Raw genomic sequence first — 23,719 nt, 5'->3', positions numbered from 1 at the left:
AACAGGAGCGGACAATGTCGATCAAGGATGTCAGCGTGGTGCTTGCCCATGGCGCGTGGGCCGACGGTTCGAGCTGGGCGCGGGTGATCACGGCGCTCGATGCGGAAGGCATCACCGCCGTCGCAGCGCCGCTGCCGCTGACCTCGTTTGCCGACGACGTCGCCGCGCTGAACCGCACGATCGATCGCGTCGAGGGGCCGATCGTGCTCGTCGGCCACGCCTATGCCGGCGCCGTGATCGCTGAAGTGCGCTCGCCGCGGGTCAAGGCGCTGGTCTATGTCGCGGCGCTGGCGCCCGATGAAGGCGAGACGGTCGCCGACGTGTTCTATCGCGAGCCGCCGCATCCGTTCGCGCCCAATCTGGCGCCCGACGCCAACGGACTGATCTGGCTGCCGGAGTCCGCCTTCGCATCGGCCTTCGCGCAGTGCGCCCGGTCGGAGGACATCGCGGTGCTCGCGGCCGTGCAGCGGCCGATTTCGCCGGCCTGCATCACCGTGCCGGTCGGCCGTCCGCGCTGGAAGGATTTGCCGGCCTGGTTCCTGATCGCCGAGGAGGACCGGATGATCGCGCCCGCGACCCAGCGCAGCATGGCGGCCCGGATGAATGCCGTGGTGCGCTCGCACACAGTTGATCACACGCCGATCGTGACCGCGCCGGCGCTCGTCGCTGAGGTCATCCGGGATGCGATCCGCGGCGTTATCCAGGCCTGAGGTTGTTTCCGCAATTTTGGACAGGAGAGCTGCCATGCAGGAGCGACAGGTTTCCGCGGATCGGCTCGGCGCGTTTTCCGATGCCGTGATCGCCGTGATCATCACCGTGATGGTCCTGGAGTTGAAGGCGCCGCACGGCAAGGCGTTGGCCGACCTGCTGCCGCTGTGGCCGACGGCGATCAGCTATGCGGCGAGCTATGTCTTCATCGCCGTGATCTGGGTCAATCACCACCATCTGCTGCACCTGGTGGGGCACCCGACGCCGCGGCTGATCTGGCTGAACTTCCTCCATTTGTTCGGGGTCTCGCTGCTGCCGTTCGCGACCGCCTGGGTCGCGGATTCGCACATGGCCGCCGCGCCGGTGGTGATCTATGCGGTGATCTTCTTCCTGATCGACCTCGCCTACCTCGCCTTCGAGCGCGCGGTGCTGGCACAGGCGGACCAGTCCGTGATCTCCGCACGGGCACGAACGCTGGCGCAGCGCCGGACCCTGGTCGCGCTGCTGATCTTCGCCGCCGGCGCCGCCATCGCGCCGTTCATGCCGTTGCTGGGTTTTGCAACCGTGTGCGGCGCGCTGCTGCTCTATCTGCGGCCCGAAATATTCAGCCGGTCGAAGGCGCAGGCCGAAGCCTGACGTACCAACCCCACCACCAACTTTGCGATCAACAGGAGTGAGAGATGTCCAACGTCAAGTATCGTTCCGCCGATGTCGACGGTTTCAACGTGTTCTATCGCGAGGCCGGCACGCCGGGCGCGCCGAAGCTGCTGCTGCTGCACGGCTTCCCGAGCGCGGGCCACATGTTCCGCGATCTGATCCCGCTGTTGTCAGACAAATTCCACATCGTTGCGCCCGACCTGCCCGGCTTCGGCCAGTCCGACATGCCGGCGCGCGACAAGTTCAGCTACACGTTCGATGCGATCGCCGGCGTGATCGACCGCTTCACCGAGGTGATCGGCTTCGACCGCTACGCGGTCTATGTGTTCGACTACGGCGCGCCGACCGGCTTCCGCCTCGCGCTCAAGCATCCCGAGCGCATCACCGCGATCATCTCGCAGAACGGCAACGCGTATGAGGAAGGGCTGAGCGACGGCTGGACCCCGATCAAGGCCTACTGGCAAGATCCGTCAGCAGCCAACCGCGACGCGCTGCGTGCGTTCCTGAAGCCGGAGACGACGAGCTGGCAATACACGCATGGCACGACTGATCCGCAAGCCGTGTCGCCGGACGGACAGAACCTCGACAACTACTACATGGCGCGTCCCGGCGCGCATGACGTGCAGCTCGACCTGTTCGGCGACTACAAGAGCAACGTCGCGCTATATCCCGCCTTCCAAAACTATTTCCGCACCCATCAGCCGCCGTTCCTCGCAGTGTGGGGCAAGAACGATCCGTTCTTCCTGCCGCCTGGCGCCGAGGCGTTCAAGCGCGACAATCCGAAAGCGGTGGTGCGCTTCTTCGACACCGGCCATTTCGCGCTGGAGACCCACGCCGCCGAGATCGCGCGGGCGATCCGCGACTTCCTGAATCGCTGACAGCACTCACGCCGATCTATCGTTGCACGCAAGGACAACAACCATGACCAAATCAGTCGCCATCGTGACCGGCGCCAGTTCGGGAATCGGCCGCGCCACGGCGCTGCGGCTCGCGCGCGATTTCTACACGATCGTCCTCGTCGCGCGCAGCGGCGGGAAGCTGTGCGAAGTCGCCCGGGGGGTCGAAGCCTCCGGCGCGACGCCGCTGGTGCTCGAACTCGATCTGTCAGCGCCGGACGCTGCGGACGCCGTCGTCAAGACCACACTGGAGCGCTTCGGCGAGATCGATGCGCTGGTCAACGTCGCCGGCGCGGTGCCGGGGCTTGATCTATTCGAGATGACCGACCAGCAATGGGACGCCGGCCTCGCGCTCAAGATGCATGGCGCAAGGCGGCTGACGATCCGCGCATGGGACGCGCTGAAGGCCGCGCAAGGCGCCGTGATCTTCACCTCGGGCAATACCGCGGTGATGCCGCGCGCCGGCGCGGCGGCGGTGGGCGCGATCAATGCGGCGATCGAGGCGCTGGCAAAGGCGTTCGCCGAGCGCGGCATCGAGGACGGCGTGCAGGTGAACTGCGTCTCGCCCGGCGCGGTCATGACCGGACGCCGGCTCGGCATGCTGGACAAGGCCGCAGCCGCGAAGGCGCTCGATGTCGACGCCGCAAAGGCGGGCTTCCTGAAGCAGGCCGGCATCAAGCGCTTCGGCATGCCGGAAGAGATCGCCGATCTCATCGCCTTCGCAGTGTCGCCGCCGGCGCGCTGGATGACCGGCACCGTGCTGCGCATGGACGGCGGCGAGATCAGGTCGGTGTGACGCCGCCGCACTTCACCTCGCCCCGCGTGCGGGGAGAGGTCGGAACGCATCGTCAGATGCGTTCCGGGTGAGGGGGACTCTTCGCGAGTCCAACTATCACCGTGTTTGCCGAACGAGCCCCTCACCCCAACCCTCTCCCCGTAAGAACGGGGAGAGGGAGCCTATCTCGGCCGTCCCGGCTTGACGGCACGGCCGCGATGCGGATGCTGATGGGATCCACATCCGACCGGGGCCACGCACATGCCGACCTATTACTGCACGAGCGCGCAAGGCCGCCTCACCGCGGAGCAGAAGGGCCGGATCGCGGGTGAGATCACCCGGATCCACGCCGAGGTGACCGGCGCACCAAGCTATTTTGCCCAGGTGATCTTCAACGAGGTCACTGCCGGCAACTGGTTCATGGGCGGCGTCCCGGTCGCACATGATCATGTGTTCGTGTACGGCCATATCCGCGCCGGCCGCGCCGCTGTCGACAAAACGCGGATGGTGCGGCTGATGGCCGACGCTGTAGGCGAAGCCGCCAACGTCGACAGCAGGCGCGCCGTCTGGGTCTATCTCAACGAATTGCAGCCGCGGCAGATGATCGAGTTCGGGCATGTGCTGCCCGAACCCGGCGACGAGCCGGCCTGGACCGAAGGCCTGCCGGACGAGGACCGCGCCTTCATGCAGTCGATCGTCCGGCGGCGCTGAGCGGCTCGCCTCACGCGCCGGTGACGCGCCAGATCACGTTGCCGACATCGTCGGCGACCAGCAGCGAGCGGTCGGGACCGAGCGCGACGCCGACCGGGCGGCCGTACGACACCTTCTCGTCCGGCGCGAGGAAGCCCGACAGGATGTCGCGCGCCGGACCGGAGGGCCGGCCGTTCTCGAACGGCACGAACACCACCTTGTAGCCCGACAGCGTCGAGCGATTCCACGATCCGTGCTGGCCGATCGCCATGCCGTCCGGAAAACCCGGCAGCGTGCCCGCCGGCATCCAGCACAGGCCGAGCGAAGCGGTATGGCCACCGAGCGCGTAGTCCGGCTGGATCGCTTTGGCGACCTGGGCGGCATCCTGCGGCACGCGATCGTCGACGATCTGGCCCCAGTAGCAGTAGGGCCAGCCGTAGAAGCCGCCGTCGCGCACCGAGGTTAGATAGTCCGGCGGCGTCTCGTCGCCGATACCGTCGCGCTCGTTGACCACGGTCCACAGCACGTTCGTGGTCGGCTCCCAGGCGAGCCCGACCGGATTGCGCAGCCCGCCGGCGAAGATGCGGCTCGTGCCGGCGGCGAGATCGAGTTCGTAGATCGCGGCGCGGCCCTGCTCGACCTCGAAGCCGCTCTCGGCGATGTTGCTGAGCGAGCCGACGCCGGCATAGAGCCTCTTGCCGTCCGCGCTCGCCAGCAGGCTGCGCGTCCAGTGCCCGGCGGGCTTGAACGTCACGAGCTTGCGGCCCTCGGCGGTGATGCGGTCAGCGCCCGCGACATAGGGAAACGCGACGACGCCATCGGTGTTGCCGACATAGAAGGTGTCGCCGACCAGCGCCATGCCGAACGGCTGGCTCAGGCCTTCCATGAAGGCGCCGCGGACCTCGGCGACGCCGTCACCGTCGCGGTCGCGCAACAGCGTGATGCGGTCGGCGCTGACGCCGAGCGCCGCGGCGCGCCGCATCGTCGCCTGCATCGCGTAGTGGAACAGGGTGCGCGGCGTGCCCGCGATCTGCGTCGCCTCCGCGATCAGGACGTCGCCGTTGGGCAGCACGTTGATCCAGCGCGGATGATCGAGATCGGTTGCAAAGGCATTGACCTTTAGCCCGGGTGCGGCGGTCGGCTTCTGGCCCTTGTCCCAGCCCCGCGCCGTCGGCATCTTCAGCGTCGGGATCGCGCCTTGCGATTTCGCCTCCGGAATCTGCGGCGTCGCGCCCCAGGCGGGCCTGGGCTCCGCGCCCTGCGTCCGCCGATACGCCAGCGCGACGGCGCCGACCCCCGCAACGACGCGCGCAAAGATGCCGGACATGCTCATGAAATTCCCCTGTTTGACTGCGCCCGCGATCCGCGCCCCGCCAGTGGGCCGCCGCGGCAGCATTGGCATAATGCCGTACCTGATGACAGTAGTTATACGATCTTCGCAGCCGGGGCCGAATCAGCGAAACTCACGAATACGTTCCTTGTCGGAGCAACTTCCTCCCTGAGACCTCGCCCGCCGCGTTCGGCGGGCTTCTTTTCCGGCCACGGCTTTTTCGAGCCATCGCTTGCCGCCTCCCGCCGCCGGATAAGATTGCATTAACGCCACCGCGCAATCGTGCCGCGAGCTCCCGTGAAGCACCGCAACAGCGGTGCTAGGGTCGACGCACAAGACCGCGATCCACCCGCTGCAATTCCGGACGCTCACTGGATTGGCTCGAACGCCTGTCATGAACCGCATCACCGCGTTTGTCGTCGACACGTTGCTGTCCGCCGTCGGCGTCTTCATCCTGTCCGAGGCCGCCTGGGGCATCATCGGCGCGAGCGGCCAGGGCGGCGCCTTCGCGGTGGCTTTCGTGCCGTTTCTGCTCGTCCTGTTCATCGGCTGCATCGCTGCGCCGTTTCTTGCCGTCTCGATCTACGGGCTCGTGAAGCTGCGCTTTGGCTTTGTGCTCGGACCCGCGCTTGCCGCGGCGGCGACCTTTGCCACCTCGACATCGGAGCTGCAGCGCAAGGAGGATGTCATTGCGGGGTTGACCCGCGCGACATCAGAACCGGTCGAGACCAATCACCGCCTTCTCGCCATCGACGGCTGGCGCGGCGGCCACAGCTGCGAGACCAACTGCATCAAGGTGCTCGCCACCTCGGGCCACACCATCGCGCTGACCTCCGGCCACGCGCGCAACAGCGAGTGGGCGCTCTACACGGGAGCGAGCGGAGAGATCTGTCACGCCACGGAGAATGCGCCGCTCGCGCTGGAGTTTCTCCGGCTCGGATTTCCCGGCAAATGCGCGGCCCGGCAAACGATCGCCGCTATCGATGATGCGCTGATCCTGCGCGTGCGCACGCCCGACCCGCGCTATTGGCCTGCCACCGAGTTGCCGACATCGTTCCGGGGAACGGTCTATGAGACCCTTGAACGGATCGACGGCAAGGACCGACTGCTGGCGCGCCGTATGGTCGGACAGATGGCGCAGCAGATGTCGGGCCTGACGCTGCTGTTCGGCAAGCGTCCGCCAAAGCTCGATGCAGGCCCGCCGATCGACGAAGACACCTTCCTGGCAAGCGCCATCGACATGCCGGTCGACTTATTGCTCAAGCCCGCAGACCCGTTCCCGCTCGACCGGACGCTCGGCGAGATCGAGGGCTATCTCGACAGCAAGGACATCGTTCCGGGCAGCAGCGGCATGCCGATGGCTTTCCTCGCGCAGACCGCATCGGAGCACGTCACGCGACTGCATGGGCCGCAGAGCCCTGACATCATGAAACGTCACATCCTGTCGCAACTCGAAAGCCGCGAGCCGCGCCGAATCGAGCTTGCGCTGTTCGCGATGAATCAGCTGCCGCCGAACGAGCAGAAGGCATTCCCCGAGGCCGACGGCCCCCTGCTCGATCTCGCCTTCATGCCGTTGTCCGATCGGAGCGTGTCCCTGCTGTACAGCGCGATACAGTGGCAATTCGCGCCCGGCCGGCCGCCGCCGTCGGCCGAGATCCGCGAGCGCGCCAAGGCGCATCTGAACGATCCGGATCGCGAGGCATGGCAACGCCAGATTTTGGCGAAGATCAGCGTGTTGTAGCGCGGACCGCCCTCAGTAGCCGAGAATCTATCGGCATCTCCCCACGCGTCGTCCCGGCGCAGGCCGGGACCCATAACCACAGGGTCAGGTTGTTGAAACGAGCTGTGGCCAGAGCGTTGCGCAACAATAACGATCGGTGGTTATGGGTCCCGGCCTTCGCCGGGACGACGCTGTGGGTGGTTCTCGCGCATCCGCTTTTAGCCACCTCGTCGCAGGAGATTCACAGCCACCTAGCGGCGGAACGACGTTCCATCGTACTGCGCAAGCCCTCTCACCGAAACATGATCGCGTGTGGACGAATGTTCACGTCCGGATTCGGGACGAGAGTTGATCGAAATTTCGGAACGCTGCTCGGCGCTCGTCGTTGGTCGCGACACCAGCAAGGAGCAATGTGAATGAACCAGAAGATCAAGTTCCTCTCGCTCGCCGCGGCGTCGCTGCTTGCGACGACGGCCGGTGCGTATGCGCAGGGTTACGTCTACCAGAGCGACATGGGTCCCGCCTATTCGCGCTATGAAACTGCCTCGCCGCCGGCAGCGTATTATCCGGCGCAGCCGGGCTGGTATGGCGCGATGAACGGCTCCAACCATCCGGTGCCGAGTTCGACCCAGGGCGACGTTGGACCTTCCGGGAACAACAACGGCACGCTGACCGGCGCCTACCGGCGCTGGTAACACGCGCGCAACATCAGGGCCCATCGCTCGCCGAGCGATGGGCCCTTTGCTGTTCCCGGTCTCACGATGCAGTGACGCTCACTTCACCATCGCGCCATAGATGATGTCCTGCACGTTCTCGCGATAATATTTGCGCAGCTCGCCCGGCGCCGCGGTTCCGACCACGACGACGAGGCGCTCCTTCGGATCGCAGAAGAACTGCGTGCCGTAGGCGCCGTTCCAGGTGAACTCGCCCGGATTGCCCGCCACCGACGACAGGCCCTCGCTGGTGCGCACCGCGACCGCGAGCCCAAAGCCGAAGCCGCCGCGATGCGGCTCGACATTGGCGACGTTGTTCTTGATCTCGGGCCCGAGATGGTTCGAGGTCATGTGATGCACGGTCTTCGGACCAAGGATGCGCTTGCCGTCGAGCTCGCCGCCATTGAGCAGCATCTGCCCGAAGCGCAGATAGTCGCCGACGGTGGCGAACGAGCAGGCGCCGCCGCAATCGAATTTGGTCGGCGTATCCAGCAGCTTGATGGCTTGCGGCTTGCCGGTGAGCGGATCGTTCGCAAACGGCCGCGCCAGCCGCGCGCGCTGCGCGTCGGTCGGATGGAACGTGGCGTCCTTCATCCCGAGCGGCGTCCAGACATTGGCGGCGAGATATTCGCCGAGCCGCTGCTCGGCGACCTTCTCGACGACGGCACCGAGCACGTCGATCGAGAAGCCGTATTCGAATTCGGTGCCGGGCTGATGCACCAGCGGCAGCTTGGTGATGCGGTCGACGAAGGCCTGCGTATCGCCCTCGATCGCCGGCGCGGTGCCGTCGGGATAGAGCCGCGCCAGCGCGCTCGAACTGTCGGGACGGCCGCCATACATCAGGCCCGAGGTGTGGCGATAGAGGTCGTGGATGAAGATCGGCTGCGCCTGCGGCTCCATCTTCAGCGAGCCGTCGGCCTGCTGCACGCCGACCTTCATGTCGGCGAAGCCAGGATAATAGTCGGCGACCTTGGCCTGCAGCGGCAGCCTGCCCTGCTCCATCAGCGTGAGCCCGGCGACCGCCGCCATCGGCTTGGTCATCGAGGCCAGCGCGAACACCGCATCAACAGGCATCGGCGTGCCCTTGGCCGGATCGAGCTGGCCGTAAGCCTTGTAATGCACCAGCTTGCCGTCGCGCGCGATCGCCACCACCGCGCCGGGCACCCGCTTGGCCGCGATCTCGCGCGCGAAGAAATCGTCGAGCCGCGCCAGCCCCTTTGCCGAGAACCCGGCCTGCTCCGGCTTCGCCTCCGGCAGCGGTGTGGCGGCATGGGCAGCGGTGACGGCGATGCCGGCGGCGAGCGCCGCGGCAGTGAGCAATGTTCTCATTGTTTTCTCCCCAAAACCCGCGGGCTCTTCTGGGATATCGGGGCCCGCATGCCGCAGGCTTAGATCACGCCGGCGGGAGCGGCAAGGCTCTGCCGGGGCGCGGCCCGTTGGTGCACACGCATGCCTCGCCGGCGATCACGAAGCTGCGAGGAGATGGCAGCGGCCGCGTCGTAACGGCAACGGTATTTCAAACGAAACTGATTTGCCGGCCGTGAAATCGTGCCGCAACATCCGCGGCCTATCGTTGATTGGGGAAGGAATTGCGTCTGGACCACTGACTTTTTCAATGGAGGAATAAGATGGACATCGATACTGACCGCCTGAACGCTTTCATGGGAAAAATGATCGGCGACGTCGGCGCGGCGATGAACACATCGCTGATGCTGGTCGGCGACAAGCTCGGCCTCTACCGCGCGCTCGCAAAAAGCGGCCCGATGGATTCCGCGGAGCTGGCCAAGGCGACCGGCACGGCGGAACGCTATATACGCGAATGGCTGTCCGCGCAGGCGGCGTCCGGCTATGTCGAATACGACGCGGCCACCAACAAATTCTCGATGCTGCCGGAGCAGGCGCTGGCGCTGGCCGATGAGGACAGCCCGGTGTTTCTCGGCGCGGCCGCCAACGTCGTCGCGGCGACCTTCCTGGACGAGCCGAAGATCACCGACGCCTTCAAGTCCGGCAAGGGGGTCGGCTGGAACCGGCGCAGCGAATGCCTGTTCTGCGGCACGGCCCGCTTCTTCCGCACCGGCTACAAGCATCATCTGGTGCAGGAATGGCTGCCCGCCCTCGACGGCGTCGTCGCCAAGCTCGAACGCGGTGCCACCGTCGCCGATATCGGCTGCGGCCACGGCGTGTCGACGCGGCTGATGGCGAAGGCGTTTCCGAACTCCACCTTCCACGGCTTCGACTATCACGACGGCTCGATCGCGGCCGCGCGCGAGGCCGCCCGCACTGAGGGCATGTCCGACCGTGTGCACTTCGAGGTGCAATCGGCAAAGTCGTTCCCGAAGCGCGGCTATGACCTCGTCTGCTTCTTCGACTGCCTGCACGACATGGGCGACCCCGTCGGCGCGATAAAGCATACGCGCGAGGCGATGGCCGACGACGGCACCTGCATGCTGATCGAGCCGTTCGCCCACGACCGGCTGCAGGACAATTTCAATCCGGTCGGCCGGGTCTACTACGCCGCCTCGACGATGGTATGCACGCCGGCCTCGCTCGACCAGGAGGTCGGCCTCGCGCTCGGCGCCCAGGCCGGCGAAGCGCGGCTGCGCGACGTCGCCCGCCAGGGCGGCCTGACCCGCTTCCGCCGCGCGGCTGAGACGCCGTTCAATCTGATCCTCGAAGCACGGCCGTAAGCGGTGCAAGCGGCATGCGGGCCCCGGCCTGCATGCCGCTTCCGCGGTCGTGCCGAGGCTGCGGCGGGCGCGTCGATTGATCGCCGCAGGATTGCGGATGCATCACGCAAATCGTGTTCTATAATTGCGCAAACGCTTGGGTTGTATCGCTTCCCGCGACGCGCCGAAGCGATGGTAGGTGTCGATGACAGCGTGAGGAAACCCATGAAGCGGCTCTTGCTCTGTGTGATCACCGCCGCCGGTCTCGCGGTTCTCGGAGGCGAGGCAAATGCGCGATCGGCCTATGACGGCTCCTGGGATCTCGTCTTCGTCACCCAGAGCGGCGGTTGCGATCCGAGCTACAATTTCACCGTCAACATCTCGAACGGCATCGTCAGCCATCCGAACCTCGTGAAGTTCAGGGGCTATGTCGCAAGGTCGGGCGCCGTCCGCGCCTCGGTGACCGTGCATGACAAGCACGCCGGCGGCTCTGGACGCCTGTCAGGCAACTCCGGCCGCGGTACCTGGCGCGGCTATTCGGGAAACGAACGCTGCGCAGGCTACTGGTCGGCGCGGCGTAGTTGATCGCGGCGCGCTCGCGCCGCACACTCCACTGTCATCGCCCGGCTTGACCGGGCGATCCAGTACGCCGCGGCTTATCCGCTCAATAACCGCTGCCTCTGGAATACTGGATCGCCCGGTCAAGCCGGGCGATGACGGCGCAGGGTGTGGCGGATCCCGCTCATGCCGGGAAGCACGACGCTGCCGTCAACGTCACCGGGGACAAATTGAGGATCTGCGGAAACTGGAACTGGTAGCTTGCGGTCACCTGGTTGCCGCAGGCCGGCGCGGCGTAGGCGAAGGTCGAGGCCGGCAGATTGAGGCCGAAGGCCTGCTGGCTTGCATAGGTGGTGATCATGGTCGGGTTGCTGGTCGGACACAGCGTGACGTTCACCGTGGCGCAGCGCGCGGCGAGCGCGGCGCCGTGCTGCATTCCCGCCTGGGTCCACAGCAGCAGGCCGATCTCGACGATGCCGAAGATCAAGGCGAAAAACAGCGGCGCGATCAGGCCGAATTCGAGCGCGGACGCACCGCTGCGATCGCGCCAGAAGCGAACGGCCCGCATCATTGCAGCCTCACCTTCGACTGCATGCTGAAGGCATAGCTGACCGGCACGACCTGATAGTTGATGATGGTAAAGTAGCTCGCCTGCGCCGACACGGTGGTGTAGGTGCCCGCCAGCTTGCCGCCCGGGCAGGTCGCCCCGCAGGTCGCGCTGGTGACGCCGGTGGAGGTCGCGCAGCCGCAATATTTGGTCGGCGCCGGCGTCGCCGTGATCGTCGTGGCATTGGTCGCGTTGACCACCGCCGCGGCAATCGCGTTGGCGTCGAAGCCGTGCGCGATGGCATATTCCACCCCGGCCTGCGCCGCGTTCTCGACCTGCATCTTGCGATAGATCGCCAGACCCAGATCGACCACCGAGACCGCCATCAGCGCCAGCAGCGGCACCAGGACGCCGAATTCGACCGCAGCGGCGCCGCGCCGGTCCTTCCGGAAGCGCCCGAAGATGCGGCGCGCCGGGATGCGACGTACAATGTCACGCCTTCGCGAATGGCATTCACCACCTGTCATGTCGGCCTCCATGCTGACGATCGGCTTACTCGACGAGCTGCGCGGTTGCCGAGCCGATGGCGCTACCGCCCATCGCCGCGCAGTTGACCTGAACATTCGAATTCCCGGTAAAGGTGATCGTATCTGCAATGATCTGGGTGCACGTGGTGCTGGTGCCGTTGCCGCCGCTGAAGCTGAGATCGGCCTTCGGCAGATAGACCGCGCCGGCGAGGTTCTGCGTGCCGCCGCCGGTGAGGTTGAAGGTGGTGCCGACCGGCATGTTGCGATCGCCATACAACGCAATGCCGGCGGTGACCCCGCTGGTCGGCGCGGTCAGGCTGACATTGGCGTTGCTGCCGATGTTCGCCGAGCTCCAGCTTGAGCCGGAGTTGGTGAACACGATGGTGACACCCGTTCCGGTGATGGTGGCGTTGCCGGCCACCGACAGGTTGCTGCCCTTGAGATAGTAGATGCCCGGATCGAGCGTCAGCGTGGCGCCGGCGTTGACCGAGATGTCGTTGCAATAGCTGCCCGGGCTGAGCGTCGTCGACCCCTTGACGTTGAACTTGTTCGAATGGTCGCAATAGCCGGGCATCGTCGGCGTGACGTTGGCGTAGGGATCCGGCGTCGGCCGCACGCCGGTCCGGATGCCGGCAGTCGTGGTGATGCTGCTCGAACCGGTGACGCCGCCGACCACGGCGACCATCCGCGCGTTGATCGTGGCGCTGCCCGTGACGGTCAGCGCCGGGCCGCCGCTGGAATTGTCATAGAGATTGCAGTTGATCAAATTGAGCTGCGCGCTGCCCTTCACGGACGCGGCCGGACTTGCCGTGGGGTCGAGCGCCAGCACGCAGCCCGTTCCGATATTGCCGAGCGCGACGGCGCGCGCCGTGACCGGCACCGCGCCGGAGCCGAACAGCGCCGACAGCAGCCGCGGCTGCGGCTGGGTGATGATGACCTCGACGGCCTGCGAGCCAGTCGCGAAGCTGCCGGTCGAGGGCGGCTGGTTGACCGCGACGGTGACGTTGTCGACGCCGTTGGAATAGCCGTAGAACGCCGTGATGGCGTTGGCTTCGGTGAGAAGATTGGTGCCGGCCGTGGCCGCGCTGACGGCCGCCGAATCCGCGGCGCTCATCATGTTCTTGTGCTTGTAGAACCACCACGCGACCTCGGTGCCGAGGCCCGCCGCGCCGACCAGCACGGGCATCAGCAGCGCCACCAGGATGGCATAGCTGCCGGATTCGTCGCGCGCAAAGCCGCGCAGGCGCGCGCGCCACGCCGTCATCATCGTCACCAACCTTGCTTGCAGCCTCATTTGCGAGGGTATTCCAGCTTCCAATCCCGCAGGGGAGGTCATGCTGCCCTCGAGCGTCCGATTGCCTGGATCGCCGATGATGAGCATGTCGATTTAACGTCAACTTCGCTTGAGCAGCGAAATTCGGGGCTGGCGTGTAACGCTTCGTTAGGAAATGGAGGGCGGCGGAGCGTGCCTGCTCGGCGATCGCCGCGCCGGTCCGTCGCCGCAGCGTCGTGCTAGTCTGCTCTGATCAGGTGCAGCCGAATTGACGGCTGATGGACGTTGGGAATGCAGGCACAGATCGTTGACAGCGTGATCGCGGCGGACGGCAGCCGGATCGGCTATCGCACCTTCGGCTCCGGCCCGGCGCTCGTGCTGCTGCACGGCGGCCTGCAGGCGTCGCAGAACTTCGTCAGGCTGGCCGAGCTGTTGTCCGATGCGTTCACCGTCCACGTGCCCGACCGGCGCGGTCGCGGCATGAGCCTGCCCTGCAACGCGATCGGCCTGCAGCGCGAGGTCGAGGACGTCGCGGCGCTGCTGTCGAAGACCGGCGCGCGCCGCGTGTTCGGACTGAGCTCCGGCGCCATCCTCGCGCTGCAGGCAGCGGCCACCTCGCCTGCGATCGAGAAGCTCGCGGTCTACGAGCCGCCGCTGCCGCTCGAAAGCTATCGCGCGACCTTCGACGAGATGGCGCGGGGATATGAAGAGGCGATGCGGCGCAACGATCTCGCGAGAGCCATGTTGATTGTGCTCAAGGGGACCGGCGACACCACGCTGTTTCGTCTGGTGCCGCACGCCGTGTTCCGCCCCTTGTTCGGCTATCTCCTGAATGCGCAGGCCAAGCGGGTGAAAGACGGCGACGCCTCGATCGCCTCGCTGATCAAAGCGATGCGCAACGACCTGCAGATCGTGAAAGACATCGAAGCCGCGCCGCTGCAGCCCTTCAGCACGATCCGCGCCGACACGCTGCTGCTCGGCGGCAGCAAGAGCCCGCAATTCCTCAAGGCCGCGCTCGACGCCCTGGCCGGCGTGCTGCCGCGCGCCGCGCGGATCGAGCTTGCCAAGGCCGACCACATCGCCGCCGACAATGTCGGCAAGCCGGAGCTGGTCGCGAGGGAGCTACGGACCTTTTTCGGGTAGCGGCAGGGGCCGCTGAGCCGCCATGCCCCAAATTATTTTTGTGCCGCGACCCCGGAGCCGGGTTTGCGCCCTCTTGTCCGGGTGAACACGCCATGGCGGCGTGTCACGAACCGGAGCACAGAACCATGTGGTATAAGAGGAACGTTGGCGGGTGGGAGCGCGCGGCCAGGCTGATCGGCGGGGGCTTGATGCTCGTCTGCGGCGTAGTTGCACTGCACGCTTCGCCGCTCGGGCTCCTGCTCGGCGGCGCGGGTGTCGTGACGCTGGTCACCGGCGTGTTCGGCTATTGTCCTGCCTGCGCCGTCGCCGGGCGCGAGCCTCTGAAGGGGTGACCGCCTTTGAAGGGGTGACTGCCTTGGCGCGCATACCAGACGATCTCCTGCTCGCGGCGCAGTCGGGTGACCGGCACGCGCTGACCCAGCTGTTGGTGGCGCTGCAGCCGGATATTCGACGCTACGCCCGGCGCCTTTGCTACCGCGCCTCGGTTATCGAGGACGTGGTGCAGGAAGCACTCATCGTCGTGTACCGGCGCGTGGGCACGATCCGCAGTCCGGCCGCACTCGCCGGCTGGCTGCTGACCGTGATCGCACGCCTTTGCATGCTGCCGGCGCTGATGCTGATGCGCGGCGTCGAGGAGCTCGCCAGCCTGGAAGAGTCGCGCGAGCTGGCAAAGGTCCCGCCGGACGAGTTGCGCATAGACCTGGTCAATGCGATCGAGTCGCTTTCGCCGTCGCATCGCGAAGTGCTGCTGCTGCGAGATCTCGAAGATCTGACGATCTGGGAAATCGCCGGGCGGCTCGGCGTGACGCGCGAAGCGGCCAAAAGCCGCCTGCGCCGCGCCCGCGCACTGGTGCGCGAATACTTGCTCGGCACAAAAGACAGCGCAAAGGACGGCGCAAAGGATAGCGAGCGAGAGAGCACATGAACTACTTTCGTGGATTAGGCATGTTCGGGAGCGCTTTCCTGGGCGCACACCTGATGCGCGGCGCGGCTGCGGCGGCGCTCCTCGCTTGGGCCATCGTCCAGCAGACCGCACACCCTTGGCTATCCCTCGGCGCGGGCGTTGCCGCCCTCGTCGCGCTACGCGGATGCCCGATGTGCTGGACAGTGGGGCTGGTCGAGACGCTTTCGCAACGCCGTCGCGATTGAGCCGCTGAACGCACTGACCGGACATGTTTGCATTAGCATTGCGACAGGAAGGGGAAGGAGGCGCCGTGCAGAAAACGATCGCGGTCCTGGGTTCTGCCCTCTTCTTTGCGGTTGCGCCCAGCGTCCTGGCGGGGCTCATCCCGTGGTCGATCACGCTTTGGCAGTTTCGGCCGCCGTTCTTCGACCTGCAGGCGACGCGCGCGGTCGGGATGCTGTTGATCGCCGCCGGTCTGCCCGGGCTCATCGACTCGTTTGGACGCTTTGCGCTGCAGGGGCTGGGCACGCCGGCGCCGATCGCACCGCCGCAGAACCTGGTGGTGACAGGGCTCTATCGCTACGTGCGCAATCCCATTTACGTCGCCGTCGTCGCGATCATCCTGGGCCAGGGGATCCTGTTCGGCGACGGGCGTCTGTTGATTTACGGCGGGCTCTTGTGGCTCGCGTTCCACGGCTTTGTCGTGGCCTACGAGGAGCCGGTGCTGGCCGAGAGCTTCGGCGCCCAGTACGAGGATTTCCGCGCCAACGTCCCGCGCTGGATTCCACGGCTTACGCCCTGGCGAGCAGCGCGAAGCCGGGATGCTTCGTGACGCGGGCGCTCCCGCGTTCCGTGGTTCCTACCCGGTCCGCACATGTCCTCTTCATCATCCCTTCGTTGACCGGCCAAGCCAGATCACGACCGCACCTGCGAGCAACACGGCAGCCGATATCACCAGCGAGGCATGTGCGCCTGCAATGAACCCGTTGTCCCCTTCGACCAGCGAGCCGAACAGGGCGACACCAAGCACGCTGCCTGTTTGTCGCGTCGCATTCAGCACGCCTGCGGCGATGCCGGATCGCGACTTCTCGACACTGCCGAGCAGTGTCGAGGTCAAAGGCGGCACGAGCAGGCCGAGGCCGCCGCCGAGGACGACGAGTTGCACGCCGATCGCCCAGTAGCTCGTGCCTGAGGTCATGGGCAGCAGCGCGATGCAGCCCGCGGCGGTGATCATCGAAGCCAGCGCGATGGTTTGCGGCGCGCCCAGCCGCTCGCTGACCGACGCGGCGACGAGGTTGGCGGGCAGCACCATGGCCATCATGGGCACGAAGGCGAGGCCCGTTGCGAACGGCGACCAGCCGCTGACCTGCTGGAAATAGAGGCTCAGCACGAAGATCAGGCCGTAGAAGGCGATGTTGAAGAGGAGCCCGACCAGCGCGGTCAGCGCGAACATGCGATGGCCGAACAGCGAGAGCGGCAGCATCGGTTGTGGCGCGCGTGCCTCGCGCCATACGAACAGGAGTCCGATCACGGCCGCCGCCGCGAAGCCCATGATGACGAGCGGATGGCTCCAGCCGAGCACGCCGCCCTCGATCAGGGCCCCGGCCAGCGTGCCGAGCGCTGCGATCGCCGCGATCTGGCCCGGCAGATCGATCTCGCGCTGCGCTATTCGCGGCGTCTCCTCCGCATAACGCCATGCGAGCCAGAGGCCGGCGGCGCCGATCGGCAGGTTGACCAGGAAGATCGAGCGCCAGCCGACCAGCGCGATCAGCGCACCGCCGACGAACGGCCCTGCGGTCAATGCGACGCTCGCACCTGCAGCCCAGAAGCCGACCGCGCGGCCGCGCGCCTTCGGATCGGCGTAGGCGTGATTGAGCAGCGTCAGCGAGTTCGGCACCAGGATCGCCGCCGCCAGGCCCTGCACGGCGCGCGCGGCGATCAGGAACGGCGCCGACGAGGCCAGTGCGCAGGCGAGCGAAGCCAGCGTGAAGATGGCAAAGCCCGCCATGAATATCCGTTTGGCGCCAACGCGGTCACCGAGCGCGCCGGCAGTCAGAATGAAGGCAGCGAACGCGATGGTATAGGCGGTCACCACCCATTGCAGTTCGGCGACGCTGCCGCCGAGCGAGGTCCCGATGCTGCTCAGCGCGGTGTTGACGATGGTGATGTCGAGCTGCACCACGCCAAGGCCGAGGCTCATGGCCGCAAGCGCCAGCGGCTTGGCGAGTTGCGAATGCAATGACGTGTTGTCGGAGCGGGCTTGTTCCCGACGCCTTGTGTCGAGCAAAGTTGGCTGCATTGATCACACTCGGTTGTCTGTGAGGATTTGACGGCTCAGATCTATGTCCCGCGATCGCGCCGGTCTCGCGGAAACACTACGATCTTCGCCGAAGTGTTCGTGCTTGGCGCTGCGTCCTGGGCGGCGTAGGATCAAGACATGTAGGATCAAGACATGGACACGGGACCCAAGATCGCGCAGGTCGCGGCACTCGTCGGCGATCCCGCGCGCGCCAACATGCTGAGTGCGCTGATGGATGGCCGAACATTGACCGCCACGGAGCTCGCCTATCTGTCCGGCGTGGCGCCGCAGACGGCGAGTGGCCATCTCGCGAAACTCAGCGACGCCGGACTGCTCGCGCTCGAAAGGCGGGGCCGACGACGATATTTCCGCCTGGCCTCTCCGCTTGTCGCACGCATGCTGGAAGCTCTCATGGTGGTGGCGCAGGAAGGTCCCGCGCAACAGCGCAATCTCTGGCGCGGCGGCGAGACGCTTCGACACGCGCGCACGTGCTATGACCACATGGCTGGCCGCATCGCCGTTGCAATCGCCGACCGGCTGGTCCAGCAGTCGTTTGTTCTGCTCGACGAGGATGGCGGCCAACTGACCGATGCCGGTCGGTCATTCTTCGATGCGTTGGGCGTCGATCTTTGCCTCGCCTCCAGGCGCCGGGTGTTCTGCCGAGCTTGTCTCGACTGGAGCGAGCGCCGGCCGCATCTGGCCGGGGCGGTCGGCGCCGCCATTCTTCGCCACGCCCTCGAGCACGACTGGGTCGAGCATATCCGCGATAGCCGCGCGCTCCTCGTGACTCCCGCTGGCGTCAGAGAACTTGCCACAACGTTCGGTATTGAGGCCGCACCACCAACCGACGCCTGCAAGGGGCCTGTTGCATCACTGTCCCGACGCCGGGCAGCGGTTATCCCGGTTTAGGCAGCCTCCCCCGCAATGGAGCCAGCAGAGCATCGGCCGCTTCGGCCGCGGCTACTATCGTCCGTATTGACATCCGAGGTCGCGGAATTGCCTTGTGCGACCAAGCAAGCCGACGCGGCCAGTGAGAAAAATTCGACGAAGTCCGCCTTGGGTCACAAGCCGACTAGGCAGCCTGCTTGGCCTCTGTCCGTTTCGTTCGGTGCAGCGGACATTGGTACATTCTGATCAGAGGTCGGGTAAGGGCCAATACCGGAATCTCCCGTACCAATCGATAAACTATGTGGAGCAACACCTTGCGTTGTGACTCCCTTGTATGAGAAATTGCTGTGCGACCCGAGGAAGACAATGAAATTGTCGCCAATCTTTGCGGCTTTGATGACAGCGATAGCGGCGCTAGGGATCTTTGGATCGGCTGGGAGGACTCAGAACTCTCCAGTGCAAGACCCTGCAAGGTCGAGCCCTCGCCGCGAGGTAAACATAACGAGCGACTCAGCGCCGGGCTGGCTACCCTCCCGTATCCAAGAGGAGCAGGTTCTCAAAGAGACAAGCGACTACTTTTCTGCACTCGATCAGCAACAGTATGAGCGCACGTACGCCATGATGGCCGAAGCCAACCGGAATTCGTTACCTCTTTCGCAGTTCATCCAGAAGAATCGTGAATTTCGTGAACGATCGGGCACGTTAGTGCGGCGGAATATTTTGAAGGTCACTTGGACCAAAGATCCAGCCGCCGCGCCGTTTCGCGGAGTGTATGCTGCCATCGACGTCGCCACTCAGTTCGTGAACATAGACCGACATTGCGGTTATGTGGTGCTCTATCAGAGGCCGTCCGGCGGTGATTTCGAGGTCATGCGCCAAGAGAGTAATTTCATAGACAACGCCACCGCCGCAAAAATCGAGCGCGACAAAACGGGCGCAGTTCTTGACCAGATGTGGGCGGCGTTGGCCACGAACTGTCCCAACTATGGATCGATAGCGCCTCCGTCGCGGCACTGAAAGCAAGCGTCACGTGGGTTTCCGAAACTTCGGTTCCGTCGGTTTCGAACGACCGCTTCGGGTCAAAAGCCGAAGTCAATTTGAGGCGTTTGACTAAGACTATTTACAGAATCGCATGAGAATAGCTTGGCAATGGAGTGGATCATTACCCTGGCTTTCGTCGGCTTCTGTTGGTGGCGCGTTGCGCGGGCGCGCGAACGAACTGCCGAACTCGCAGCAACAGGGATTCTACGCTCGCCTTTGTATTGGGTCTCAAACGCGCTGGTCGCCGTCCTGTTGGCCTTAGTGCTTTGCATTGCCTACACTCACAATCAGCACTCGCCGGTCCCGGCTATCCTTTGGTGGGCCGCCATCGCCATCATCGTGGCTTTGCTTTTCCTGCGCCGCGCGCTGAAATGGCGCTACCCTCTATAGGGAAGCCATCTTTGTTCCGCTATGGGTCACAAGCCGACTAGGCAGCCTGCTTGGCCTCTATCCGCTTCATTCGGTGCAGCGGACATTGCGGCCTTCCGAGCAAAGGCCGGCTATGGGCCAGAAGCGGACCCACTTCGGATATCAGCAAGTAGCCCGCATGAGCGAAGCGAAATGCGGGGTTGCATCAAGCAAAAACCAGGTTGCGCTACGCACTTCGGCAAAGCCGCGCCGTTGCAGCCCTTCAGCGCGATCCGCGCCGACACGCTGCTGCTCGGCGGCGGCAAAAGCCCGCAATTCCTCAGGACCGCGCTCGACGCCCTCGCCGGCGTGCTGCCGCGCGCCGCACGGATCGAGCCTGCCAAAGCCGACCACATCGCCGCCGACAACGTCGGCAAGCCGGAGTTGGTCGCGAGGAAGCTACGGAGTTTTTTCGGGCAAGCGCGGTCGGTCTGCGCTCTCATGACCCGCAGGTCGAAGCGTAGTGCTCAGGGGCGGGATCAAACACGGACACCGCGATTTTCAGGCTTAGTGTTAGCTGTTGAATCGTGGGCTCAAGCAAGCTAAACGTGTCTCACTGCTCGAAAACAATCAATGGGTTACTTCAGGTTTGCGTGACACAAGCTGCGACGCCCATGGAGAGTGAAGACGAACAAAATCCACGTTCAGTTGGCTCAATGGTGTGGGGACAACGATGGAAGAGCAAAAATTCGATTTACGCGGTTTGGTTGACCGCCTTGTGGCGTCGGGGAAACCAGCCCCAGAGGCACTAGTTGAGCTTATGTCGAAGGGGTTTGTCGCCCCGGGCATTTTGTTTTCCAAGCTCATGGGGTCCGCTGCTCTATTTTTGCTGAAACCTGATCGCGAAGACCGCAGACCTTCACCTGTCACGGAGCGGACCGAGCGGGCGTACGATCTGCTGTGGCTAGCTTACGAAAAGTGGGTCAACCGGGGTGCGGCACATTTGTACGAAGCCGGAGGTTTGTGGACAACGTTCTACGGAAGCACTCGGTGGCAGTTGGTACGTAAAAGAGACGATGAACATTTTGAAATGGACAAATATATCGCCGCCGCGGGACAAGAGTGGCTGATAGAAGTACACGCATTGACGGCAAAGAATTTTCGCGAATTGCATCGTGAGCTGAACGGAGTTCTGGAGGACCTAGGAAAGATCTCCGGCAAAAAAAGAGAGCTGCCGCCCATCACAGATTTGGTCAAAGATGGTGACCAATGACTGAGCGGCGCAAAACACAAAGCGAGAGTTTTGTTCAGCGATTGGAAAACCCGTTGAGCACTAATGCGAGCGCGGCGGAGAACGACGTTGTCGTCCTCGTTCACGGCATCCGCGATTTTGCGCTCTGGCAAACCACTATCCGCAGAACATTGGAGGAAGCAGGCTTCAAGGTCGAGCCCACGAACTATGGCCGCTTCAACTTGATCAAATTCCTGCTGCCGATCTGGCACTTTCGGCGGCAGGCGATCGAGGATGTGGAGAATCAAATCAACATTGTCGTCCAGAACAACCCCAACAGACCGATTTCGATCATTGCGCATAGTTTTGGGACGTTCGTCGTCTCGCATTTGATGAAAGAAGGCTTCGATCGAAAATTTCACCGCATCATCTTTTGCGGAAGTGTCGTCCCCTATAAGTTTGGATTTGAACAACTTCAGGACCGGTTCTCCGCTCCCATCATCAACGAGGTCGGCACTCGTGACATTTGGCCCGCCATCGCAGAGAGCATCACGACAGGCTATGGCTCCGCCGGAACATATGGCTTTCTACGCCCGCTGGTCCGTGACCGATGGCACAATGGAGCCGGACACGGGCACTTCCTGAAGGCTGACTTCTGCCGGAAGTTCTGGGTTCCTTTTCTCCGAAATGGCGAAATTGTCTCTGCTGCGGGGGAGCCGGAACCTACCAAGGCCTGGCTGCAGGTTCTGTCGATTTTCAAGTTGAAGTATATCCTATTGGCGCTGTTGGTCGCTGCACTGGCACTAGCTTTCGATCTGCCGAACTCCCATCCGGACGCGTCCGCTCTGGCTCGACAACCCGGCCAACAACAGCATTGAAGTGGGAAGTACGCCGACGCGATCCAGCGAAGCGGGTTCAGGACAACGAAGCCTCGATCGCATCGCTGATCGCGGAGATGTGCAAAGACATGCAGGTCATGAAAGACATCGAAGCCGAGCCGCTTCAACGCCATCCGGGCCAAGAAGCTGCTGCTCAGCGGCTGCAGGAGCCCGCAGTTGCAATGGAGCTACGGAGCTTTTTTCAGATAACGGCAGTGCGTCTACACTGATCCTGTCGCCTAGCGGGGCGGCGCCACGCGCAGCCCGCAGGGCGAAGCGTGGTGCCCAGGGGCGGGATCGAACCACCGACACTGCGATTTTCAGTCGCATGCTCTACCAACTGAGCTACCTGGGCATACCGGCTGGGCCGTCAAAGGCCGAAGCGAGCGGGCGGTTTATAGAGAGGTCGGAGGGCTGTGTCCACCCGCCTTCGCCGTTGGCTTCGGCGCGGCGAGCCCGGCTTTGGGGCCGCCCGCAACACATTGAAAAAATGACATTATTCCAATTGCCCGACGGGAGTTAGGCCACCCTGCGCGCTGCGATCGGGTGATCGTGGTGGAGACGGCCCTCCTAGTTTTCCACCTTGATGCGGGCGTCGCGGATCACCGGGCCCCATTTGTCGGTCTCGGATTTCAGGAACGCGGCCAGTTCGGTCGGGGTCGAGCCTTTCGGGTTGGCGCCGAGTTGCTCGAAACGGGTTTTTACCGGCGGGTGGACCAGCGCGGCGTTGGTGTCGTCGTGGATCTTGGCGATCACCTCCGGCGGGGTCTTGGCGGGCACGAAGAAGGCAAACCACGAGAACACGTCGAAACCGGGCACGCCGGCCTCGTCCAGCGTCGGGATATCCGGCACCACGCCGACGCGCTGTTTCGTCGTGACCGCGAGGGCGCGCACATGGCCGGCCTGCACGTGCGACAGGATCGAGGGCATGTTGTCGAAGATGACGTCGACGCGGCCGGGGATCAGGTCGTTGATGGCCGGAGCGCCGCCGCGATAGGGAATGTGCGTCATCTCCACATTGGCGAGCCGCTTGAACAGCTCGCCGCTGAGATGCAGCGTGGTGCCGTTGCCCGACGAGGCGAAGGTCACCTTGCCGCGGTTGCCGGTGCAGTAGGCGATGAACTCCTTCACCGAGTGCGCCGGCGATGTATTCGGCACGCACATCAGGTTGGGCTGGGTGATCAGCATCGTCACCGGCGCGAAATCGTTGACCGGATCGTAGCTCAGCGACGGATAGAGGAACGGGTTGGTGGCCATGCCGGGCCCGACGATGAAGACGGTGTAGCCGTCCGGGTCGGAATGGGCGACGAGGTCGGCGGCGATGTTGCCGCCGGCGCCGGGCTTGTTCTCGACCACGACGGTCTGGCCCCAGACCTCCTGCAGGCGGTTGCCGACCAGCCGCGCGGTGATGTCGGTCGAGCCGCCCGGCGTGAACGGCACCACGATCCGCACCGGCTTGGCCGGCCAGCCGGTCGCCCACGCGCGCCCGGTCAGGATTGCGGGCGCGGCCATGGCGGCAAGCCCGACGAAGTTGCGGCGGTTCAGCATCGGTCCTCTCCTCCCTGATCGTCCGATTGGCCTCGGGTCGTGCAGTTGGCGCGAGTGTGGCGACGGGGGGCGGCGAAAGCAATCCGGCGCGCACCGGGGAACGGGGCGGAATCGGAGAGCGCCGCTAATCCGCGTCCTCTTCGTCCCCCTCGCGGCCGGGGACCACGTAGGAGCCGCTCAGCCAGCGGTTCAGGTCGACGTCGCGGCAGCGCGGGGAACAGAACGGGCGGAAGGCCTGCTCGACGGGCTTGCCGCAGATCGGGCAGCGGCGCGGGGGACTTTGGGGCTTTTCGGCTTGGTCGGTCATGGCGGCAGACAGGTTAGCATCGATTGGAAATGTAAGAGGCCGACGCATGTTCCGCCCTGCCCCGTTCCCGCT

28 protein-coding genes and 1 tRNA gene are annotated in these 23,719 nt (G+C 64.8%); 20 read left to right on the top strand and 9 right to left on the bottom strand.

Features of this window, described 5'->3' with window-relative positions:
• Nucleotides 1-14 precede the first annotated feature (14 nt).
• From JQ633_RS07265 to JQ633_RS07245, 5 genes are all read left to right on the top strand, one after another.
• Nucleotides 15-710 carry an alpha/beta fold hydrolase gene (locus JQ633_RS07265; protein WP_211983918.1) on the top strand — a complete coding sequence of 232 codons (696 nt, stop codon included), beginning with the start codon at nt 15-17 and terminating at the stop codon, nt 708-710.
• A 34-nt stretch (nt 711-744) separates the two neighbouring features.
• Nucleotides 745-1,344 (top strand): TMEM175 family protein, encoded by a 600-nt coding sequence (locus JQ633_RS07260; protein WP_211983917.1) that lies wholly within the window; start codon nt 745-747, stop codon nt 1,342-1,344.
• A 44-nt stretch (nt 1,345-1,388) separates the two neighbouring features.
• Complete coding sequence (locus tag JQ633_RS07255) at nt 1,389-2,243, top strand: alpha/beta fold hydrolase (RefSeq protein ID WP_211983916.1); 855 nt, start codon at nt 1,389-1,391, stop codon at nt 2,241-2,243.
• Nucleotides 2,244-2,286: 43 nt separating this feature from the next.
• A complete protein-coding gene (locus JQ633_RS07250) occupies nt 2,287-3,057 on the top strand; it encodes an SDR family oxidoreductase (protein ID WP_211983915.1) in 771 nt (256 codons plus the stop codon).
• 240 nt (nt 3,058-3,297) lie between these two features.
• Nucleotides 3,298-3,747 (top strand): tautomerase family protein, encoded by a 450-nt coding sequence (locus JQ633_RS07245; RefSeq protein ID WP_211983914.1) that lies wholly within the window; start codon nt 3,298-3,300, stop codon nt 3,745-3,747.
• 10 nt (nt 3,748-3,757) lie between these two features.
• On the opposite strand, the gene JQ633_RS07240 is transcribed toward JQ633_RS07245, so the two are convergent.
• Nucleotides 3,758-5,059, bottom strand: coding sequence for a PQQ-dependent sugar dehydrogenase (locus JQ633_RS07240; RefSeq protein ID WP_211983913.1), 1,302 nt, complete (start codon nt 5,057-5,059; stop codon nt 3,758-3,760).
• A 391-nt stretch (nt 5,060-5,450) separates the two neighbouring features.
• Here JQ633_RS07240 and JQ633_RS07235 point away from each other — a divergent pair, with 391 nt between their 5' ends.
• Nucleotides 5,451-6,797 (top strand): hypothetical protein, encoded by a 1,347-nt coding sequence (locus JQ633_RS07235; protein ID WP_211983912.1) that lies wholly within the window; start codon nt 5,451-5,453, stop codon nt 6,795-6,797.
• A 395-nt stretch (nt 6,798-7,192) separates the two neighbouring features.
• Entirely contained in the window at nt 7,193-7,471 is a 279-nt protein-coding gene (locus tag JQ633_RS07230; protein WP_211983911.1) for a hypothetical protein, read from the top strand.
• Between the two features lie 78 nt (nt 7,472-7,549).
• On the opposite strand, the gene JQ633_RS07225 is transcribed toward JQ633_RS07230, so the two are convergent.
• On the bottom strand, nt 7,550-8,818 hold the full coding sequence (locus tag JQ633_RS07225; RefSeq protein ID WP_211983910.1) for a serine hydrolase domain-containing protein: 1,269 nt from the start codon (nt 8,816-8,818) through the stop codon (nt 7,550-7,552).
• Between the two features lie 299 nt (nt 8,819-9,117).
• On the opposite strand from JQ633_RS07225, the gene JQ633_RS07220 reads away from it, so the two are divergent.
• Both JQ633_RS07220 and JQ633_RS07215 read left to right on the top strand, forming a co-directional pair.
• Nucleotides 9,118-10,176 carry a class I SAM-dependent methyltransferase gene (locus JQ633_RS07220; protein ID WP_211983909.1) on the top strand — a complete coding sequence of 353 codons (1,059 nt, stop codon included), beginning with the start codon at nt 9,118-9,120 and terminating at the stop codon, nt 10,174-10,176.
• 204 nt (nt 10,177-10,380) lie between these two features.
• Nucleotides 10,381-10,740: a hypothetical protein gene (locus JQ633_RS07215; protein ID WP_249158900.1), complete on the top strand. Its 360-nt coding sequence runs from the start codon at nt 10,381-10,383 to the stop codon at nt 10,738-10,740.
• 157 nt (nt 10,741-10,897) lie between these two features.
• Here JQ633_RS07215 and JQ633_RS07210 read toward each other — a convergent pair whose 3' ends face one another.
• Genes JQ633_RS07210 through JQ633_RS07200 form a run of 3 tightly spaced genes read right to left on the bottom strand, consistent with a single transcriptional unit; the run spans nt 10,898 to nt 13,081 of the window.
• On the bottom strand, nt 10,898-11,284 hold the full coding sequence (locus JQ633_RS07210; protein WP_249158898.1) for a TadE/TadG family type IV pilus assembly protein: 387 nt from the start codon (nt 11,282-11,284) through the stop codon (nt 10,898-10,900).
• Nucleotides 11,281-11,787, bottom strand: coding sequence for a TadE/TadG family type IV pilus assembly protein (locus JQ633_RS07205; RefSeq protein WP_211983908.1), 507 nt, complete (start codon nt 11,785-11,787; stop codon nt 11,281-11,283). Before JQ633_RS07205 ends, JQ633_RS07210 begins: the two co-directional genes overlap by 4 nt.
• A gap of 25 nt (nt 11,788-11,812) precedes the next feature.
• Nucleotides 11,813-13,081 carry a TadE/TadG family type IV pilus assembly protein gene (locus JQ633_RS07200; protein WP_249158896.1) on the bottom strand — a complete coding sequence of 423 codons (1,269 nt, stop codon included), beginning with the start codon at nt 13,079-13,081 and terminating at the stop codon, nt 11,813-11,815.
• Between the two features lie 270 nt (nt 13,082-13,351).
• Between JQ633_RS07200 and JQ633_RS07195 the strand changes: the two genes are divergently transcribed.
• From JQ633_RS07195 to JQ633_RS07175, 5 genes are all read left to right on the top strand, one after another.
• Nucleotides 13,352-14,203 carry an alpha/beta fold hydrolase gene (locus JQ633_RS07195; protein ID WP_211983907.1) on the top strand — a complete coding sequence of 284 codons (852 nt, stop codon included), beginning with the start codon at nt 13,352-13,354 and terminating at the stop codon, nt 14,201-14,203.
• 125 nt (nt 14,204-14,328) lie between these two features.
• Nucleotides 14,329-14,535, top strand: coding sequence for a YgaP family membrane protein (locus JQ633_RS07190; protein WP_211983905.1), 207 nt, complete (start codon nt 14,329-14,331; stop codon nt 14,533-14,535).
• Nucleotides 14,532-15,128: an RNA polymerase sigma factor gene (locus JQ633_RS07185; RefSeq protein ID WP_349631528.1), complete on the top strand. Its 597-nt coding sequence runs from the start codon at nt 14,532-14,534 to the stop codon at nt 15,126-15,128. Before JQ633_RS07190 ends, JQ633_RS07185 begins: the two co-directional genes overlap by 4 nt.
• Nucleotides 15,125-15,352 (top strand): hypothetical protein, encoded by a 228-nt coding sequence (locus JQ633_RS07180; RefSeq protein WP_211983898.1) that lies wholly within the window; start codon nt 15,125-15,127, stop codon nt 15,350-15,352. The genes JQ633_RS07185 and JQ633_RS07180 overlap by 4 nt, the downstream gene beginning before the upstream one ends.
• Before the next feature lie 65 nt (nt 15,353-15,417).
• Nucleotides 15,418-15,939, top strand: a complete 522-nt coding sequence (locus JQ633_RS07175; protein ID WP_211983896.1) for a methyltransferase family protein — start codon at nt 15,418-15,420, stop codon at nt 15,937-15,939.
• A 54-nt stretch (nt 15,940-15,993) separates the two neighbouring features.
• On the opposite strand, the gene JQ633_RS07170 is transcribed toward JQ633_RS07175, so the two are convergent.
• Entirely contained in the window at nt 15,994-17,406 is a 1,413-nt protein-coding gene (locus tag JQ633_RS07170; RefSeq protein WP_249158892.1) for an MFS transporter, read from the bottom strand.
• Nucleotides 17,407-17,559: 153 nt separating this feature from the next.
• Here JQ633_RS07170 and JQ633_RS07165 point away from each other — a divergent pair, with 153 nt between their 5' ends.
• The 6 genes from JQ633_RS07165 to JQ633_RS07140 all read left to right on the top strand — a co-directional run bounded on the left by JQ633_RS07165 (nt 17,560) and on the right by JQ633_RS07140 (nt 21,792).
• Nucleotides 17,560-18,315, top strand: a complete 756-nt coding sequence (locus tag JQ633_RS07165) for an ArsR/SmtB family transcription factor (protein ID WP_211983894.1) — start codon at nt 17,560-17,562, stop codon at nt 18,313-18,315.
• 345 nt (nt 18,316-18,660) lie between these two features.
• The gene (locus JQ633_RS35410; RefSeq protein WP_211983892.1) at nt 18,661-19,311 is read left to right on the top strand and encodes a DUF4019 domain-containing protein; all 651 of its coding nucleotides are present in this window, start codon (nt 18,661-18,663) and stop codon (nt 19,309-19,311) included.
• 132 nt (nt 19,312-19,443) lie between these two features.
• On the top strand, nt 19,444-19,725 hold the full coding sequence (locus tag JQ633_RS07155; protein WP_211983890.1) for a hypothetical protein: 282 nt from the start codon (nt 19,444-19,446) through the stop codon (nt 19,723-19,725).
• Between the two features lie 171 nt (nt 19,726-19,896).
• Nucleotides 19,897-20,289: an alpha/beta fold hydrolase gene (locus JQ633_RS07150; protein WP_211983888.1), complete on the top strand. Its 393-nt coding sequence runs from the start codon at nt 19,897-19,899 to the stop codon at nt 20,287-20,289.
• A gap of 127 nt (nt 20,290-20,416) precedes the next feature.
• A complete protein-coding gene (locus JQ633_RS07145; RefSeq protein WP_211983886.1) occupies nt 20,417-20,956 on the top strand; it encodes a hypothetical protein in 540 nt (179 codons plus the stop codon).
• Nucleotides 20,953-21,792, top strand: a complete 840-nt coding sequence (locus JQ633_RS07140; protein WP_211983884.1) for an esterase/lipase family protein — start codon at nt 20,953-20,955, stop codon at nt 21,790-21,792. The genes JQ633_RS07145 and JQ633_RS07140 overlap by 4 nt, the downstream gene beginning before the upstream one ends.
• 279 nt (nt 21,793-22,071) lie before the next feature.
• Here the strand turns inward: JQ633_RS07140 and JQ633_RS07135 are convergent.
• The 3 genes from JQ633_RS07135 to yacG all read right to left on the bottom strand — a co-directional run bounded on the left by JQ633_RS07135 (nt 22,072) and on the right by yacG (nt 23,647).
• Nucleotides 22,072-22,147: transfer RNA gene (locus JQ633_RS07135), tRNA-Phe, on the bottom strand.
• Between the two features lie 215 nt (nt 22,148-22,362).
• The gene (locus JQ633_RS07130; protein WP_211983882.1) at nt 22,363-23,340 is read right to left on the bottom strand and encodes a Bug family tripartite tricarboxylate transporter substrate binding protein; all 978 of its coding nucleotides are present in this window, start codon (nt 23,338-23,340) and stop codon (nt 22,363-22,365) included.
• A gap of 124 nt (nt 23,341-23,464) precedes the next feature.
• Nucleotides 23,465-23,647: a DNA gyrase inhibitor YacG gene (yacG, locus tag JQ633_RS07125; protein ID WP_211983875.1), complete on the bottom strand. Its 183-nt coding sequence runs from the start codon at nt 23,645-23,647 to the stop codon at nt 23,465-23,467.
• Nucleotides 23,648-23,719 lie beyond the last annotated feature (72 nt).

This window comes from Bradyrhizobium tropiciagri (assembly GCF_018130505.1).
GTDB lineage: Bacteria > Pseudomonadota > Alphaproteobacteria > Rhizobiales > Xanthobacteraceae > Bradyrhizobium > Bradyrhizobium tropiciagri_B.
Note: the sequence above shows the minus strand (reverse complement) of the source record. Positions and strands in the feature narration are given on the sequence as shown.

Excerpts from the sequence above, each read along its gene's own strand:
- JQ633_RS35410 (WP_211983892.1), top strand. The coding sequence starts at position 18,661 with ATGAAATTGTCGCCAATCTTTGCGGCTTTGATGACAGCGATAGCGGCG.
- JQ633_RS07240 (WP_211983913.1), bottom strand. The coding sequence starts at position 5,059 with ATGAGCATGTCCGGCATCTTTGCGCGCGTCGTTGCGGGGGTCGGCGCC.
- JQ633_RS07205 (WP_211983908.1), bottom strand. The coding sequence starts at position 11,787 with ATGACAGGTGGTGAATGCCATTCGCGAAGGCGTGACATTGTACGTCGC.
- JQ633_RS07235 (WP_211983912.1), top strand. The coding sequence starts at position 5,451 with ATGAACCGCATCACCGCGTTTGTCGTCGACACGTTGCTGTCCGCCGTC.
- JQ633_RS07145 (WP_211983886.1), top strand. The coding sequence starts at position 20,417 with ATGGAAGAGCAAAAATTCGATTTACGCGGTTTGGTTGACCGCCTTGTG.
- JQ633_RS07250 (WP_211983915.1), top strand. The coding sequence starts at position 2,287 with ATGACCAAATCAGTCGCCATCGTGACCGGCGCCAGTTCGGGAATCGGC.
- JQ633_RS07165 (WP_211983894.1), top strand. The coding sequence starts at position 17,560 with ATGGACACGGGACCCAAGATCGCGCAGGTCGCGGCACTCGTCGGCGAT.
- JQ633_RS07195 (WP_211983907.1), top strand. The coding sequence starts at position 13,352 with ATGCAGGCACAGATCGTTGACAGCGTGATCGCGGCGGACGGCAGCCGG.
- JQ633_RS07225 (WP_211983910.1), bottom strand. The coding sequence starts at position 8,818 with ATGAGAACATTGCTCACTGCCGCGGCGCTCGCCGCCGGCATCGCCGTC.
- JQ633_RS07170 (WP_249158892.1), bottom strand. The coding sequence starts at position 17,406 with ATGCAGCCAACTTTGCTCGACACAAGGCGTCGGGAACAAGCCCGCTCC.
- JQ633_RS07215 (WP_249158900.1), top strand. The coding sequence starts at position 10,381 with ATGAAGCGGCTCTTGCTCTGTGTGATCACCGCCGCCGGTCTCGCGGTT.
- JQ633_RS07210 (WP_249158898.1), bottom strand. The coding sequence starts at position 11,284 with ATGATGCGGGCCGTTCGCTTCTGGCGCGATCGCAGCGGTGCGTCCGCG.
- JQ633_RS07190 (WP_211983905.1), top strand. The coding sequence starts at position 14,329 with ATGTGGTATAAGAGGAACGTTGGCGGGTGGGAGCGCGCGGCCAGGCTG.
- JQ633_RS07180 (WP_211983898.1), top strand. The coding sequence starts at position 15,125 with ATGAACTACTTTCGTGGATTAGGCATGTTCGGGAGCGCTTTCCTGGGC.
- JQ633_RS07150 (WP_211983888.1), top strand. The coding sequence starts at position 19,897 with ATGCGGGGTTGCATCAAGCAAAAACCAGGTTGCGCTACGCACTTCGGC.
- yacG (WP_211983875.1), bottom strand. The coding sequence starts at position 23,647 with ATGACCGACCAAGCCGAAAAGCCCCAAAGTCCCCCGCGCCGCTGCCCG.
- JQ633_RS07130 (WP_211983882.1), bottom strand. The coding sequence starts at position 23,340 with ATGCTGAACCGCCGCAACTTCGTCGGGCTTGCCGCCATGGCCGCGCCC.
- JQ633_RS07230 (WP_211983911.1), top strand. The coding sequence starts at position 7,193 with ATGAACCAGAAGATCAAGTTCCTCTCGCTCGCCGCGGCGTCGCTGCTT.
- JQ633_RS07245 (WP_211983914.1), top strand. The coding sequence starts at position 3,298 with ATGCCGACCTATTACTGCACGAGCGCGCAAGGCCGCCTCACCGCGGAG.
- JQ633_RS07255 (WP_211983916.1), top strand. The coding sequence starts at position 1,389 with ATGTCCAACGTCAAGTATCGTTCCGCCGATGTCGACGGTTTCAACGTG.
- JQ633_RS07260 (WP_211983917.1), top strand. The coding sequence starts at position 745 with ATGCAGGAGCGACAGGTTTCCGCGGATCGGCTCGGCGCGTTTTCCGAT.
- JQ633_RS07155 (WP_211983890.1), top strand. The coding sequence starts at position 19,444 with ATGGAGTGGATCATTACCCTGGCTTTCGTCGGCTTCTGTTGGTGGCGC.
- JQ633_RS07220 (WP_211983909.1), top strand. The coding sequence starts at position 9,118 with ATGGACATCGATACTGACCGCCTGAACGCTTTCATGGGAAAAATGATC.
- JQ633_RS07140 (WP_211983884.1), top strand. The coding sequence starts at position 20,953 with ATGACTGAGCGGCGCAAAACACAAAGCGAGAGTTTTGTTCAGCGATTG.
- JQ633_RS07200 (WP_249158896.1), bottom strand. The coding sequence starts at position 13,081 with ATGAGGCTGCAAGCAAGGTTGGTGACGATGATGACGGCGTGGCGCGCG.
- JQ633_RS07265 (WP_211983918.1), top strand. The coding sequence starts at position 15 with ATGTCGATCAAGGATGTCAGCGTGGTGCTTGCCCATGGCGCGTGGGCC.